The organism is Vibrio spartinae, from assembly GCF_024347135.1.
GTDB lineage: Bacteria > Pseudomonadota > Gammaproteobacteria > Enterobacterales > Vibrionaceae > Vibrio > Vibrio spartinae.
Genome location: NZ_AP024907.1, coordinates 220,411 through 235,988, shown reverse-complemented (window position 1 = coordinate 235,988; position 15,578 = coordinate 220,411). Strand labels below are relative to the sequence as shown.

The window sequence follows — 15,578 nt, the reverse complement described above, 5'->3', positions numbered from 1 at the left end:
AATTATTCCTTAAATAATTTTTTAAAATATCCCCAAAATTTTTCAGTAACTCTTTCTACTAGATAAAATAAAAACTCCACTTTTTGTCCAAATCGAAACATAATATTATTTTTAATTCTTTTAATATGATAATTCAAAGTAACTGACGCTTCTTTCAATGGTTCAATTTCTTTAATTTTACTTTCTAACCGTTGAATTCTTAAATCCAAACGCTTCTGTTTTATATCTGAAAGGTAATCACTATTATTAATATACATTTCAAAATATGAAAGGATGTCACTTAAATCACAACGTTTCTTAGTAATAGGGTTTACATAGATAGTATTGTAAATGTATGCTGAATAAAATAAATCTTTTATACCTCTTTCTTTATTTCGTCTTTGAATATTTTTTCTATCTATTGTTCTCCCCCAACCAGAGTAAAAAGGACAACCAAAAACATGAACTTCTTTCCCACAAAGTAGAGCTTCAAACCCCATCTGAGTTGTTGCACAATATACTTTATCGACTTGCTTTAACAATGATATAGAGTTAACGTTATCATAAATGACTGTAATACCTCTCTTTACTAAATCTTCAACAGAAAAATGTCCTTTCCTAATACCTAAAACGGATTCAGGATGTAATTTAACTATAATTTCATATCCCTCATTCTCTGTAATAGCCTTTTCTAATATCATGTCAAATTCATCATCATTTATTCCACCGAGTTTAATTGACATATCACCATAAACTTGATCTATAACTAAAACTGATCCTTTAACATCTCTTTTTTTATCTAATTTATATATATTCCCTGATGAATATTTCGTGATATTATTATTTACGATTCTACTTATAGACTTATCGATATAACTTTCCATTTTCTGATCTAATATAAAATCGCTATTTAATAGATTTTCTATTGCTGATGGAAAATTTGAATCATAATAACAACCTTCTGGATCAAACCGCATCGATGAAGATAACTCACCAAAGCTCATAGGATAAAATGAGCGGATAAAGCCATCTTCTATTATGAGAATTGGCTTGCTATATCGCTGAGCATAACTAAATAGTTTATTACTATTCACATCAATACTAGACACTCCCCAAAGTACAACAAAATCTACATTTGATGGATTTGGTTCATCACTACGATAAGATATAAATTTATCTACATTCAAATAGCACTCTGCAATATTAGGTGCTTCATCAATAAACTCTGATTCGATGAATAAATCCATACCATATGCAGTTTTATTACCTTCAAATAACAAATGCATAGAGAAGGGGAATTTTTCCATATGTTGTTTGAGATCTTCTCTAAGCATTGTATTTTACCTGAACAATAGCATCTAGCATTGCTACCGTTGCCGTTTCTATATCTACACCGGGCAATGAAAAGTCAGCAGATTCATATCTTGTTTTCTTATCATCAATACGCTCAATCGCTAATTGTAAACTTTCAAAAATACTTTGGGCTGAGTTTTCACAGGAAATAATGTTTCGGGAATATCTCTCTAGATCTCGGTTAGCAAATCTATTTACAACTGTTACAATTCCAGCTCGTGGAAATTCAATACATGGATAAGCAAATGCTGGAGAAATAATACACGATAGTCCAACATTAAACTTTTGAAGAAAAACTGGATAATCTTTATAGTCAACCTTGCCAATATTCTTGATCAGAAAACCATTATGCTCTACATCTGGTGCCTCTTCTCCTATACCAATAATTTCCATCTCATTGAATTTTTTCTCATCTTTCTCTTTTATGGTATCAATCAGAAGTTTAAGAGCTTCAATTTTTATAGAATAAATATTTTTATCTACTGTGGGTCTTGAATAAAAAACTATTTTAATAGGACCAGAGCTCATATTTTCTGGAGACAACGGATTTGTTTCACAAGGTTCACCTCTCAATATTTGATTAGGAAGCCATCCCTTGATAATTCCTAATTCTTTCAAATATCCACTAACAAATTCCGAGTTATTAAAAATAGGATAATAATTAGAGTCTTCTAATGTGTTACGTGCCCTTATATATTCACTCCCCCACCGAAATAACATTGATGGTTCATAGTCTTGAATTATATATACAAAAGTATCACTATTAAAATGTTTCAACTGTCTGAATTTAATAAAGTCTTCTGCTGACTCCCAAAAACCCGAGATAAAGATATCATCTGGATTAAACTCTAAACATCGGTGTCTATATGTTGCAGCACTGACTATATTAATTTTATCTCTAAATGATTCTGAAAAACCATCAAGGCTCAATAACAAGTCAATAAATTCTGATTTCAATTCATCTGAATGAATACCATAATTAATAATTCTAACATCATGTCCATTATCAATCAAAACTGGTATTATTTTTAATATGGTATTGAGACCTCCCATCATCCATTTTTTTTCTATTGTCCAAATTCCAATATTAAACACTTTATGTTTAAAAATAGGTTCTTTAATTTGAGGATTAACATCATCATTATTATTTAAAACTTGCAATGTAAGTGAAACAACTCGATTCAAAATGGGTATTCTTTTAAGATAATTATTAGATTTATTCAAAATATGATAAAGTTTTATTAACTGAGCATTAGAAAGAGACTTATATACTTTCTTCATCACTGTAAATACTGATTTTTTTATTAAAGATTTCATAATTCCTAAAACTCTACTAGTATATGTATATAAAGAACGTCTGACAAAATGGTACCATATAAATTTAATCATTATGCTATACGATTTTGTTTTGACACAATCCTTCAATATACCTTCATTTAACTTTTTAATTTTCTTTTTTATTTCAGGGTATGGTAAGCTATTAAATTCACCACACATTCCCGAATTAACAATTCTGTATTTTATAAGCACTTCTGGAACTTTTGTTATTTTAAAACCTCGATTTAGTGCTCTATTATATAAATCCCAATCTTCTGCAAAAACATCTTCTGTATATAATAATTCTCTAAAAGCTTGAGTCCGACCAAATAATGAACTGTGACATAATCTAGTTGTTTTATATGTACCTTTTCTTATTTTATATTCTGTTTCAGCCAAATTACCAGAGTCACTAATATAATTAAAGTGTACCTTCTCCATATACTCTTTTTCAGCATATGCATCATCTATAATTCCGTCATAGAAACAATCGACTAATGAACCGATAAAATCATATTCATGATGGTTCTCTAACAACTCTGACTGTATCTTAAACCTTTCGGGTAAGGCAATATCATCAGCATCCATCCTAGCTATATATTTGCCCTTCGCTCTTAAAATACCTTTATTTAAACTTGCTGGTAGTTTTAAGTTAGTATCGTTATTTAATATAACAATACGATCATCAATGTTTTCATATTCCTCTAATATTTCCAATGTATTATCTGTAGAACAATCATTTATTATGATAAATTCAAAGTCGGATAATGACTGAGTTAATATTGAGTCAATGGTTTCCCTTAAAAATTTTTCTCCATTATAAACTGACATAATAACAGAGATTAATGGATTCTGTTCAATCATTTATTATTCCTAAAAAATACAAATACAGTTAACTATTAATTAAAGCTTTGATAATTCAACAAGTTGTTTAAATCCCTCATTCTTAACAATAAGCTCATCAAAACTTGCAATATCTTCTATTTCGCCCCAATTAACTAAAATAACTTTATCCGAATTACGAATCGTTGATAGCCTGTGAGCAATTGCGATTACCGTTGTTCTTCCTTTTAATTTAGAAATTGCATTAGATATACTATTCTCACTTCTAACGTCTAAAGCAGAGGTCGCCTCATCTAATACTAATATATCAGGATCATGATAAAGAGCTCTGGCAATAGCTATACGCTGTTTCTGCCCCCCAGATAGAGATTTACCAGATTCACCAAGCTTGAAATTTAACCCTTCAGGCTTTTCTCGGAAAAAATTCCATAAATCGACAATTTCTAATACATTTTTTATCCGTTCATCAGAAATTTTATCGGAAGGCAAACCGTAAGCAATATTCTGCCTAACGGACATATCTCCAATGAAAGGAGTCTGAGGTACATAACCGATCTTCGCTCTCAAAGAGCGTATATCTTCCTCATTCGCAACTTTACCATCAATTAATAATTCTCCTCGCTTCGGTCTCAATAAGCCCATCAATATATCAACTATAGTTGTTTTACCAGAACCAGAGTGTCCAACAACACCGACAAACTCTCCTTTATTAATTTTTACATTAATATTCAATAGAACATCAACGTCATTATAACTAAAGCAAACATTTCGAAGTTCAATGCTATCATTCAAGGATATATGGTTATGATCATGGTTAAACAAAAAATCTTGATTTCTATATAAATATTTATATTCTTCAATCAACACATTAACTGATTCTAGAGAGGATCTTATTTGTGAATATGCAACCATAATTCTATTGATTACTGGTGTAAGCCTAAATGCAATTCCCACTAATATCGCCAATCCTTCGAATGAAGCACCATCACCATTATCATTGAAATATATAGTTGTACACACCATAATAATTATACATAGTATAATTATTATCTCGGTCAAATATAATGGTATATATTGGACAAGATTCATCTTCCTTTCATTGTTTGTTACTTTTCTATTCGAAAGACTGAATAAATGAGAAAAATAACTTTCTCTCAAAAACATTTTTGTTTCTTTTATTGCCTCAATACCTTGCTTTAAATTAACTAGATTTTCTTCACGGACTTTTACACTATCGGTATTTATTTTGTAATTCGCTCTTTTTAATATGATAACTTGTATATAAATTAGTAATACAAGAGTAATAGAAGTAATAATAGTAGCTTCAAAAAAATTCAAAAGCATATAGACAAGTAAACAAATAGCGACTATAGAGTAAGAAATCAGGAATAGAAACTGTAATAAGAAACCATTAATTGTTGCACTGACTGTTGATGTAAGTGTGTTAATCATTGCTGTAGATGCTGTTCTCAAATGAAATCTATAATTCAACCCTAAATATAGATCCATAAACTTTTCTGATAACTCATTTCTCCACTTAGTCACTAGTCCAAATTGATAATATTGAAACCCTAGCATAAATATATCTTTTAATATAAAAGATAACCCACACATCGCCCCGATTATATATATCATTGATGTTGTAGACTCAACACCTGAAAATTTATAAATAAAAGATAAAATCCCATCACTCTTATAAATAACATCAGGATTAATAACAACCTGGACAAAAGGTAATATTAACATTATACCAAACAACTCTAGTATTCCTGAAAAAAAAGAGCCGAAAATAACAAATAAAAAATCTTTTGTTAGTTTTCTACTAAATAAATTCAAAAACTTTAGCACTAAATTAAACAACATTTTTTACTCTTTTTAAATGATTTTCAATTAAGTTCACATCAAAATCTGACTTTGACTTAATAATATTTTCATAATCAGATAAATCAGGAATATCTGTTGGATTATCTCTCAAAAGCATAACTTTTATAAATGGGTCTTTCTTATCCAAAAGTATTTTCCACCCAATAAATTTTATATTCGTATTTTTTCTTAAAGAGAAATCCTTTAATCTTTTTAAGTACTTAATAATCAATTTATAGAAAATACCAATATTACATATTATGTTACCACTAGATTTATATTCTTTCTTGATTATATGTAATATCCTAAAAAACTTATCCTTATAGACATGAGTAGCAGAAATATCATTAATAACATCCATATAACTTATATATGATGATATATTAAAACCTAAGTTTAGTAACAATCTACTTAATCCAACCTCATAATTAAGAACAATATCTTCTTTAGATGATTCAACTTTAATAGATTTTATGAATTTATTAAAGTCATCAGATAAAAAGACAGAACGATTAAAGACTAAAAAATAGCTTTGTAAATGATACTCTATTTGATTATTATCAGTAATACTCCATGCGTCTAAATTTCTATGACTCATTGTTGAAAAAACTTCTTCTAGAGGAAATACTGGGCCATAGCAACTATCATTACAAAAAATAATTTGATCATAATCATCTATATTTTCAACAAGTTCGAGCCCTTTTTGCCAACTCATAAAATCATAACCAATATTATTTCGCTTAAGACATTTCATAGTCAAATGCTCAATACAGCTAAAGTCTTGGACATTACTCACTGTAATAAAAATAATATCACATTCAATTTTAACTAATTGTTCAAGATAAAAGACAACATAGTCATCAATTAAGTTATCTTTATCATAATGCGCAAATAAACATAACCTTTTCATATTAAAAAACCATATTATTCTTATATTCTTGAAATGAATTTTGATTTTTATCCTTCTCTGATAGACAAGCTTTGTCTAAATCAATCTGCCAATCTATACATAAGCTAGGATCATTATATATGATTCCACCTTCACCATTTCTGTCATAATAATTATCACAACAATAAAAAACTTCAGCATAATCAGATAATACAGAAAACCCATGAGCAAATCCTACTGGGATGTATAAGCCTTTTTTATTCTCTGAATTTAAAACAATAGAGAAATACTTACCAAATGTTGGGGAATTAGCTCGGATATCAACTGCAACATCCAGAATTTCACCTCTTATAATACGAACAAACTTTGCTTGTGGAAAATTTCCTGCTTGATAATGCAATCCTCGTATTGTTCCATAACCAGACTTGGACTGATTCTGTTGTAGTACTTTGAAATCAATACCATTTTTCATGAAATCTTTATTATTATAGGATTCAAAGAAATAGCCTCGATTATCTGAAAATATATTGGGTTCAAATATAAACAATCCTTTAATTTCTTCAACGGGTAATAACATCATTTATTCCTAATATATTGTGAAATATCATATAAACACTTATCCCAACTAAATTCATTTAATTTATTTAATGAATTATCAATAGTGTTATATATAATATCTTTATTTTCTAAAACCTCAGATAGTTTATAGATTAAATCTGATACTGTCGCATCACAAAAAACAACTTCATCATTATTAAATAGATTTTCAATTTCTCCATTTTTATTACAAATGAGACATATTTTAGATTTCAATAGATCTAATTGATGATATGAGACTGTAGGTGTGGAAATGAAACTTATACCAATATCACATAACGAATAAATTTCTTTTACTTTACTTTGGCTAGAAATATTTCCATGTACAATGCAGTTACTAGGTAAATTATAGTCCCTACTATTAAATGACTCACCGACATAATGAAAAACGACCGAATCCTTATATATTTCAGCAATTTTCCTCGATGCTAAAAGAACAATTTCAAAACAATTTCTTACATGACTTGGCCGACTATAAACAACAATATGAGTAGTTCCATCTTTACGAATTTTATTTTCAGTAATCAAACTGTCATCAATTCCTGGCAAAAACCTCATACATTTTTGAAATTTATTATAAGTCTCGAATATATTATTTGAATTAACCAAGCCATAAAAACCAAACCTATAGGTACTTTCAACAAGCTCTCTTACACTTCCATGTGGATAAAAACATCGTTCATCGTCTTGTACTAAATAAAACTTCTTTTTACAATTATTAAACTTCAATAAATTAAAAGCTGTTGTCCAAAACGTACAGATAGCAACATCGCCAAAAATTTTATTCGAATCTTTTAATAAAATAAAATCATACAATATACCAGCATATTTCTCTGATATTATTTTTTTATTTGACTCAGAGAAAAGGCCATCTGTAACAAAAATATTTTTTGTACCATAATTTATAGAAAAATATTGGGAAATTTTTAAAATAGTTACAATACCGCCTGCATAAACATTAGTTATTTCAGGTATAAACCAAATAATTGAATTAACCTTACTTAATTGCACGTCTCTATCTGTAACTAATTTACTCCTATCATAATCTTCTTTACATAGATGATATTTCTCAAATATCTTCAACTGTCGTCTGGGGAAAAAATGATTAGCTATACTTGATAAGAGAGACTTAAGTAACATATATTATTTCATTTCACCTTTAATATTTTTCAAGCATTCAGATAACGCCTCTTGGTAATGGCGAATTTTAAATCCAAACCTATCTTTAACTTTTTTCTTATCTAATACTGAATAATGAGGTCTGGGTGCCTTAGTAGGGTATTCATTACTTCGGATGGGGTTAACTTCACAATCGATATTAAGCTCCCTCATGATACAGCATGCAATATCATACCATGAACATATACCTTCATTAGTTAGGTGAAAAATTTCTTTTTCATCATTATTTAATTGTTTTCCTATCTCGACTATATATTTGGCTAAATCGGGTACATATGTAGGACTACCAACTTGATCAAATACAACATTAACTGATTTGCGGTTGGATGATGCATTAATCATTGCACCAATAAAATCTTTACATTGTTCTGAAAATAGCCATGATGTTCTAATAATAGCGCAAGTTTTAGAATATTTTAGAACCTCTTTCTCACCTTCGCTTTTAAATTTTCCATAAAGAGATAGTCCATTAGTTAAATCATTTTCTGTATATGGGGTATTTTTTTCTCCATCAAATACATAATCAGTGGATATATGTATCAGTTTAATATTACGTTTTGCAGATTCTAACGCTAAAAATTTAGGTCCATCAACAGTAATTAATCTTCCCCAATCTTCATTATCTTGTATATATTCAGCATTAGCGCCTGCTGCACAATTTATAATCAAACTAATTTCTTCATTAGCATTAAGATAATCAGCTATGGAACTTTTTGACGTTATATCCAAATCATTTTTATCTGAAAATAATGTATTATCCTTGCATAATATTTTTTTTAACTCACTACCTAAGAGGCCATTGGTACCCGTAACTAAAATCATATAAACCTCTATTTATATATTGTATGGCTATTCTCAATTAATAGATTTAAATACTTACCATATTCATTTTTTAACATCTTCGATGCTATTTTTAATACTGATTCTTTCGATAACCAGCCATTTCGCCAAGCGATCTCTTCTAGGCAAGCAACTTTCAAACCTTGAACATTTTCAATTGTTTGGACAAATGAAGAAGCTTCATGCAAACTTTCGTGAGTTCCAGTATCCAACCATGCAAAGCCTCGTCCTAATAGCTCTACATTGAGAGAAGCATCATCAAGATACATCTGATTAATACTTGTTATCTCTAACTCTCCTCGAGAAGATGGCTCTACTTGCTTAGCAAATTCAATTACTCGATTATCATAAAAATAAAGACCAGTAACTGCATAGTGAGACTTAGGTATGGCTGGTTTTTCTTCAATAGAAATAGCCTTCATATCATTATCAAATTCAACGACCCCAAAACGCTCGGGATCTTTCACTTGATATCCAAATACCGTGGCGCCATATTCTCTAGAGGCTGCACTCGATAGAGTTTTACTAAAAGACTGACCATAGAAAATATTATCTCCTAACACTAAGCATACTCTATCATCACCAATAAATTCTTCTCCTATAAGAAAAGCTTGAGCTAATCCATCTGGACTTGACTGAATTGCATATTGTAGATGAATGCCAAAATCACTGCCGTCCCCTAAAAGTCGCTTAAAACTATCATTATCCTCAGGCGTTGTGATAATTAGAATATCGCGAATACCAGCCAACATTAATGTAGATAGTGGGTAGTAAATCATAGGCTTATCATAAATAGGTAGGAGCTGCTTTGATACACCTCGAGTAATAGGGTATAAACGAGTACCTGACCCTCCAGCGAGAATAATACCTTTCATCCTATTCACCTTCTCCCAAACGTTCCCGGCTATATGAACCATCAAGAACACGGCTCCACCAACATTGATTGTTCAAATACCACTCAACTGTTTTACGGATACCTGATTCAAAAGTTTCCTCGGGTTTCCAACCAAGCTCTTGCGCAATTTTTGCAGCATCAATAGCATATCGGATATCATGCCCTGGACGATCTTTTACGTAAGCAATCAAATCTTCGTATTTAGTGACACCTTCAGGCTTATTTGGAACAAGCTCTTCCAACAGACCACATATTGTTTTCACAACCTCAATATTGGCTTTTTCATTATGTCCACCAATATTATAGGTTTCACCGACTGTACCTTCCGTCACAACTTTATAAAGAGCTCTTGCATGATCTTCTACAAACAACCAGTCACGGATCTGCATACCATCACCGTAAACTGGAAGCGATTTGCCTTCCATAGCATTTAAGATCATGAGTGGAATGAGTTTTTCCGGGAAGTGATAAGGGCCATAATTGTTAGAACAGTTGGTTACAATGGTGGGAAGGCCATAAGTTCTCAACCATGACCGAACTAAATGATCACTTGATGCCTTAGACGCTGAATAAGGACTGGACGGTGCATAGGGGGTTGCTTCCGTGAATAAATCATCCGTTCCTTCTAAATCACCATAGACTTCATCCGTTGAGATATGGTGAAAACGGAATAATTCTTTTCTTTCTTCGCTAAGCTGATTCCAATAATGACGGGCAGCTTCAAGAAGTGTATATGTACCAACGATATTCGTCTCAATAAATGCAGCCGGCCCATCGATTGAACGATCTACGTGGCTCTCTGCTGCTAGGTGCATCACCGCATCTGGCTGATGGCTATGAAAGACGCGATCAAGCGCCAAGCGATCACAAATATCAACCTGCTCGAATGCGTAACGTGAGTTTGTTGATACTTCATCAGGTAACGATTCCAAGTTTCCTGCATAAGTTAATTTATCAACATTAACGACTTCGTCTGTTGTGTTTTGAATAATATGACGAACAACTGCAGAGCCTATGAATCCTGCACCACCAGTGACCAAAACTTTCATTGAATAACTTCCTAATTCACTTTCTACAATTAGCATTTATTTCACAGTATTTTAGGTACGCTACCGCCCTTGGGTAAAGCTCCCAAATGCTGATCGACCGAGGAATAAAACTCGGGAGATAATACATGAATCTTTGACCTGAGGCGAGGTTAACCCATGCTTAACCCAGATTTTGTGATTACATCATCATGTCAACTCGCTATAATAGGCGGCAATTATACCTCTTCACAGGAATACCTATGATCATCGTAACCGGCGGTGCTGGCATGATTGGCAGCAATATTGTAAAAGCCCTGAATGACAAAGGATTTGACGATATCCTTGTCGTTGACCATCTCAAAAACGGCAAAAAGTTCAAAAACCTCGTTGACCTGAGCATAGCAGACTACATGGATCGTGATGACTTTTTAGCACAGATCATGGCTGGTGATGATTTCGGTCCGATTGAAGCGGTCTTCCACGAAGGTGCTTGTTCAGCAACAACCGAATGGGATGGTAAGTACATGATGCTCAATAACTATGAGTATTCAAAAGAACTGCTCCATTACTGTTTAGACAGAGAAATTCCATTTCTTTATGCATCGTCTGCAGCGACTTACGGTGAAACAGAGACATTCATTGAGTCACCTGAGTACGAAGGTGCATTGAATGTATATGGTTATTCCAAGCAGCAGTTTGATCACTACGTTCGTCGTCTCTGGGAAGATGCGAAAGCAAATGGTGAAAAGCTTTCACAAATCACTGGGTTCCGCTACTTCAATGTTTATGGCCCTCGAGAAGATCATAAAGGCTCAATGGCATCTGTCGCTTTTCACCTTAACAATCAAATGAAAGCCGGGGAAAACCCCAAGCTATTTGAAGGTAGTCACCATTTTATCCGTGATTTTGTGTATGTCGGTGACGTATGTCAGGTGAATTTATGGTTCTGGGAACAGGGTATTTCCGGTATTTTTAACTGTGGAACAGGAAAAGCAGAGTCATTTGAAGAAGTGGCAAAAGCCGTGATTAAACACCATGGTCGTGGTGTTGTTGAAACAATTCCATTCCCTGACCACCTAAAAGGTGCCTATCAGGAGTTTACGCAAGCCGATCTGACCAAGCTACGGGCGGCAGGATGTGACATTGTGTTCAAAACCGTTGCTGAAGGTGTCTCAGAATATTTACACATCATTAATCAGTAACGTTTAGCCATTCCCAATCAGGGAGAGGCTTGTATGATAATCAAGTGTCTCATTTTTAATACGTTAGGTTGGGAGTCGTTATGAAAATTGCTGTTGCTGGAACTGGGTATGTCGGGTTGTCGAATGCAATCCTGCTTGCCCAGAATCATACTGTTGTAGCGTTAGATGTCATTGAGGAAAAAGTCGCCTTACTCAATGATCGAAAATCGCCCATTATCGATCAAGAAATTGAAGCTTTCTTATCATCACGGGAATTAGATTTTAAAGCGACACTGAACAAAGAAGAAGCATATCGCGATGCCAGTTTTGTCATCATCGCCACGCCTACCGATTACGACCCACAGACTAACTATTTTAATACCACAACGGTTGAAGCGGTTATTCAGGATGTGATTGCGATTAACCCTAAAGCAACGATGATTATCAAATCAACTGTGCCTGTTGGTTATACCGAATGGGTTAAACAGCGCTTCAGCTACCCAAACATCATTTTCTCCCCCGAATTCCTTCGTGAAGGGAAAGCACTTCATGATAACCTTTACCCATCGCGGATCATTGTCGGTGAGCAAAGTGATCGAGCGACCACTTTTGCTAACCTGCTTGTGGAAGGCGCCCAAAAAGAAGATATTCAGGTACTTTTTACCAATGCCACTGAAGCTGAAGCAGTCAAACTCTTCTCCAATACTTATCTGGCCATGCGGGTCGCTTATTTTAACGAACTCGATTCTTATGCTGAAGCGCATGGCCTGAACACTCGTCAGATTATTGAAGGTGTCTGCCTCGATCCGCGCATTGGCAATCATTATAATAACCCATCTTTCGGTTATGGAGGTTACTGTCTGCCAAAAGATACCAAGCAACTTCTGGCAAACTACAACACTGTCCCCAATAATATTATTGCTGCAATTGTCGATGCGAACCGCACCCGTAAAGACTTCATTGCAGAAAGTATTCTGCGGAAGAACCCACAAACCGTCGGCATCTATCGACTGATTATGAAGTCCGGTTCGGATAACTTCCGGGCTTCATCCGTTCAGGGCATCATGAAGCGCCTGAAAGCCAAAGGATTAGAAATCGTCATTTATGAGCCCGCAATGAAAGAAGATCAGTTCTTTAACTCCCGGGTGATACGTGATCTGGAGGCGTTTAAACAAATGGCCGATGTCATTATTTCAAATCGAATGTCAGATGAACTGTCAGAAGTGGCAGACAAAGTTTATACCCGAGATCTCTTCGGTTCCGACTAACCATACCTTATAAAAAGAGTTTTGATAGAACATTCAGAACTCTTTTTTTCCTCAATCAATTAACCTGTTTTCTCCGAATGTTGTAGAATGTATATATCACTTTTATCAATAGGAGAGAATGGTGAGACAACCCGTAATATTACATATATGCCTGTCAAAAGGATGGGGAGGTCTGGAAATGTACCCGATCAGAATGGGTAAACAGTTCCTCTCCGCAGGCTATCAAATATTCGGTTTATGCCTTGCCAGCACACAAGTTGAGTCAGGGATGAAAGAAAACCAATTTCCCTTATATACTGCGCAAAGCAAATCTCAATTACTCAGTGTCAAACTGTTCTCTCTCATTCAGTGGGTCAAACATCATCAAATCAATGTTATTCACTGCCATAAGTCCGGTGATCTATTGGTTGCGGCCTTGATTAAACAATTTGTTCCCGTGAAAATTATATTCACTGAACATATGGGTGTCACCAGAAGTAAGAAAGATCTCTTCCACGGTTGGGTTTACCAACAGGTTGATCAGGTATTGTCTATCAGTGATGAAACATACCGGAGAAATCTCAATGCGCTTCCGATTTCACCAGAAAAAATAACACGCCTGTGGTTAGGGACCGATATTCCTGACAAAACGGAATTGCTGCCCGACGAAATCGCGACCATCAAACAATCACTCTCGCTCTCAGAGGAGGATTTTGTGATCGGGACACTCGGCCGCATTAGTCCGGGGAAAGGACAAATAGAACTCGTCAAAGCTTTTGCGCGCGTTCAGCAACATCTTCCTCAGAGTAAACTGGTTATCGTGGGCGGGTTGGAAGCTGCACAAGGATGCGATTTAGCTTATCTTGCTCAAGTCAGAGAAATCATTCAGTCTTTAGATTTAAGCGACCATGTTATCTTCACCGGATTTCGTCGAGACACCCACAAACTGTTATCCATCATGGATATCGTCTGTCTGCCTTATGCCAATGAAGCATTTGGCTTAACTGCAATCGAAACCATGGCCGCTCAGCGTCCTATTGTCGCAGCCAACACCGGTGCTCTTCCAGAACTGCTGGAAAATTACGCTCAGTATTGTACCCCAACCAGCGATACATCCATCGCAGAGGCCATTCTGAACAGCTATGAGCACTATGATGAGGCAAAAAATAACGCAATATCAGCCAGAATGAGAGCATGTAAAGAGTTTTCAATACAGACACATACTCAAAATCTGCTACATTACTATCAGGAATAATCGAGTGCAGCTTAACTATACCATCATGCTGATGGTACTATGCCTTCTAATTTAGATGAGTCGTTCTAAAATCATGCCAATGAAAATCCTGATAATCGGCCCCTCATGGGTTGGAGATATGGTGATGTCACAGAGTTTATATCGCGAACTCAAAAGCCGTCATCCAAACGCAACAATTGATGTTTTAGCTCCAGCTTGGTGTGGCCCGATTCTGGAACGAATGCCTGAAGTTGATCAGGCCATCGAAATGCCGGTTGGCCATGGTGATTTCAATTTCACCAAACGATGGAAAATCGGCCGCCAATTAGCTGCGAATCGTTACACGCATGCTTTCGTTCTCCCCAATTCAGCCAAGTCGGCATTGATTCCCTTATTTGCAGGCATACCGGTCCGAACCGGATGGAAAGGCGAGCTGCGCTATGGTCTGTTGAACGATCTGAGGGCTGACAGAAAAGTATTCCAATATATGGTGGAACGCTATGTTGCCTTAGCCGTCCCCGAAAGCACAATGATTGATGAAGTGTCACTGGATAAATGTCTCAGACCGCAATTGAGCATTAATTCAACCCAGCAAGAGCGCTTACGACAACGTTTTTGTTTAACATCTGGCCGAGAAGTCGTTGGTTTATGTCCCGGCGCGGAGTTTGGTCCGGCCAAAAGATGGCCAGCCCATTATTATGCAGAATTAGCATCAGCCCTTATCCAAGATGGGAAACAGATTTGGCTATTTGGCTCACAAAAAGATCAGGAAGTCACGCAACACATTCGCAGCCGACTCCCTCTGGAACACCAGTCACACTGTTTTGATTTGGCAGGGAAAACAACACTCGTCGAGGTAGTCGATTTACTCGCCTGTTGCCATACTGTTGTCAGTAATGATTCAGGTTTGATGCATGTTGCCGCAGCGGTCCATTGCCATATTGTTGCTATTTACGGCTCCAGCTCACCGCAATACACGCCACCATTATCAGAAAATGTGATTACATTAAGTACTGATATAGAATGTAGACCTTGTTTTCAAAGAGAGTGCCCATACGGACACCTCAACTGCCTTAAACAGCTGACGCCAGATCAAGTCATCCGTCAGATTAGACATCAATAACTCATATAAG

At 34.8% G+C, this 15,578-nt stretch carries 13 protein-coding genes; 4 read left to right on the top strand and 9 right to left on the bottom strand.

All coding sequences use genetic code 11. The annotated features are described in order from the left end of the window. Window positions 1–2 precede the first annotated feature (2 nt). The 9 genes from OCU60_RS01010 to rfbB form a co-directional block, all read right to left on the bottom strand. Window positions 3–1,313, bottom strand: a complete 1,311-nt coding sequence (locus tag OCU60_RS01010) for a capsular polysaccharide export protein, LipB/KpsS family (protein WP_074372280.1) — start codon at window positions 1,311–1,313, stop codon at window positions 3–5. After that, window positions 1,306–3,513, bottom strand: coding sequence for a glycosyltransferase family 2 protein (locus OCU60_RS01005; RefSeq protein ID WP_074372281.1), 2,208 nt, complete (start codon window positions 3,511–3,513; stop codon window positions 1,306–1,308). Before OCU60_RS01005 ends, OCU60_RS01010 begins: the two co-directional genes overlap by 8 nt. A 39-nt stretch (window positions 3,514–3,552) precedes the next feature. Beyond that, window positions 3,553–5,355: an ABC transporter ATP-binding protein gene (locus OCU60_RS01000; protein ID WP_074372282.1), complete on the bottom strand. Its 1,803-nt coding sequence runs from the start codon at window positions 5,353–5,355 to the stop codon at window positions 3,553–3,555. Further along, a complete protein-coding gene (locus OCU60_RS00995; RefSeq protein WP_074372283.1) occupies window positions 5,345–6,265 on the bottom strand; it encodes a rhamnan synthesis F family protein in 921 nt (306 codons plus the stop codon). Before OCU60_RS00995 ends, OCU60_RS01000 begins: the two co-directional genes overlap by 11 nt. 1 nt (window position 6,266) lies before the next feature. Beyond that, on the bottom strand, window positions 6,267–6,824 hold the full coding sequence (gene rfbC / locus OCU60_RS00990; protein WP_205410473.1) for a dTDP-4-dehydrorhamnose 3,5-epimerase: 558 nt from the start codon (window positions 6,822–6,824) through the stop codon (window positions 6,267–6,269). Further along, window positions 6,821–7,852, bottom strand: coding sequence for a rhamnosyltransferase WsaF family glycosyltransferase (locus tag OCU60_RS00985; RefSeq protein ID WP_139302095.1), 1,032 nt, complete (start codon window positions 7,850–7,852; stop codon window positions 6,821–6,823). Before OCU60_RS00985 ends, rfbC begins: the two co-directional genes overlap by 4 nt. A gap of 132 nt (window positions 7,853–7,984) precedes the next feature. Then, on the bottom strand, window positions 7,985–8,842 hold the full coding sequence (gene rfbD / locus OCU60_RS00980) for a dTDP-4-dehydrorhamnose reductase (protein WP_074372286.1): 858 nt from the start codon (window positions 8,840–8,842) through the stop codon (window positions 7,985–7,987). Window positions 8,843–8,850: 8 nt separating this feature from the next. After that, complete coding sequence (gene rfbA / locus OCU60_RS00975) at window positions 8,851–9,735, bottom strand: glucose-1-phosphate thymidylyltransferase RfbA (RefSeq protein ID WP_074372287.1); 885 nt, start codon at window positions 9,733–9,735, stop codon at window positions 8,851–8,853. Between the two features lies 1 nt (window position 9,736). Further along, window positions 9,737–10,804: a dTDP-glucose 4,6-dehydratase gene (gene rfbB / locus OCU60_RS00970; RefSeq protein ID WP_074372288.1), complete on the bottom strand. Its 1,068-nt coding sequence runs from the start codon at window positions 10,802–10,804 to the stop codon at window positions 9,737–9,739. Window positions 10,805–11,043: 239 nt separating this feature from the next. Here rfbB and rfaD point away from each other — a divergent pair, with 239 nt between their 5' ends. From rfaD to waaF, 4 genes are all read left to right on the top strand, one after another. Continuing rightward, the gene (rfaD, locus tag OCU60_RS00965; RefSeq protein WP_074372289.1) at window positions 11,044–11,985 is read left to right on the top strand and encodes an ADP-glyceromanno-heptose 6-epimerase; all 942 of its coding nucleotides are present in this window, start codon (window positions 11,044–11,046) and stop codon (window positions 11,983–11,985) included. An 80-nt stretch (window positions 11,986–12,065) separates the two neighbouring features. Then, window positions 12,066–13,232, top strand: a complete 1,167-nt coding sequence (locus OCU60_RS00960; protein WP_074372290.1) for a nucleotide sugar dehydrogenase — start codon at window positions 12,066–12,068, stop codon at window positions 13,230–13,232. A 118-nt stretch (window positions 13,233–13,350) separates the two neighbouring features. Continuing rightward, a complete protein-coding gene (locus tag OCU60_RS00955) occupies window positions 13,351–14,466 on the top strand; it encodes a glycosyltransferase family 4 protein (RefSeq protein ID WP_083602597.1) in 1,116 nt (371 codons plus the stop codon). 79 nt (window positions 14,467–14,545) lie between these two features. Beyond that, on the top strand, window positions 14,546–15,568 hold the full coding sequence (gene waaF, locus OCU60_RS00950) for a lipopolysaccharide heptosyltransferase II (RefSeq protein ID WP_074372371.1): 1,023 nt from the start codon (window positions 14,546–14,548) through the stop codon (window positions 15,566–15,568). The last annotated feature ends 10 nt before the right edge of the window (window positions 15,569–15,578 follow it).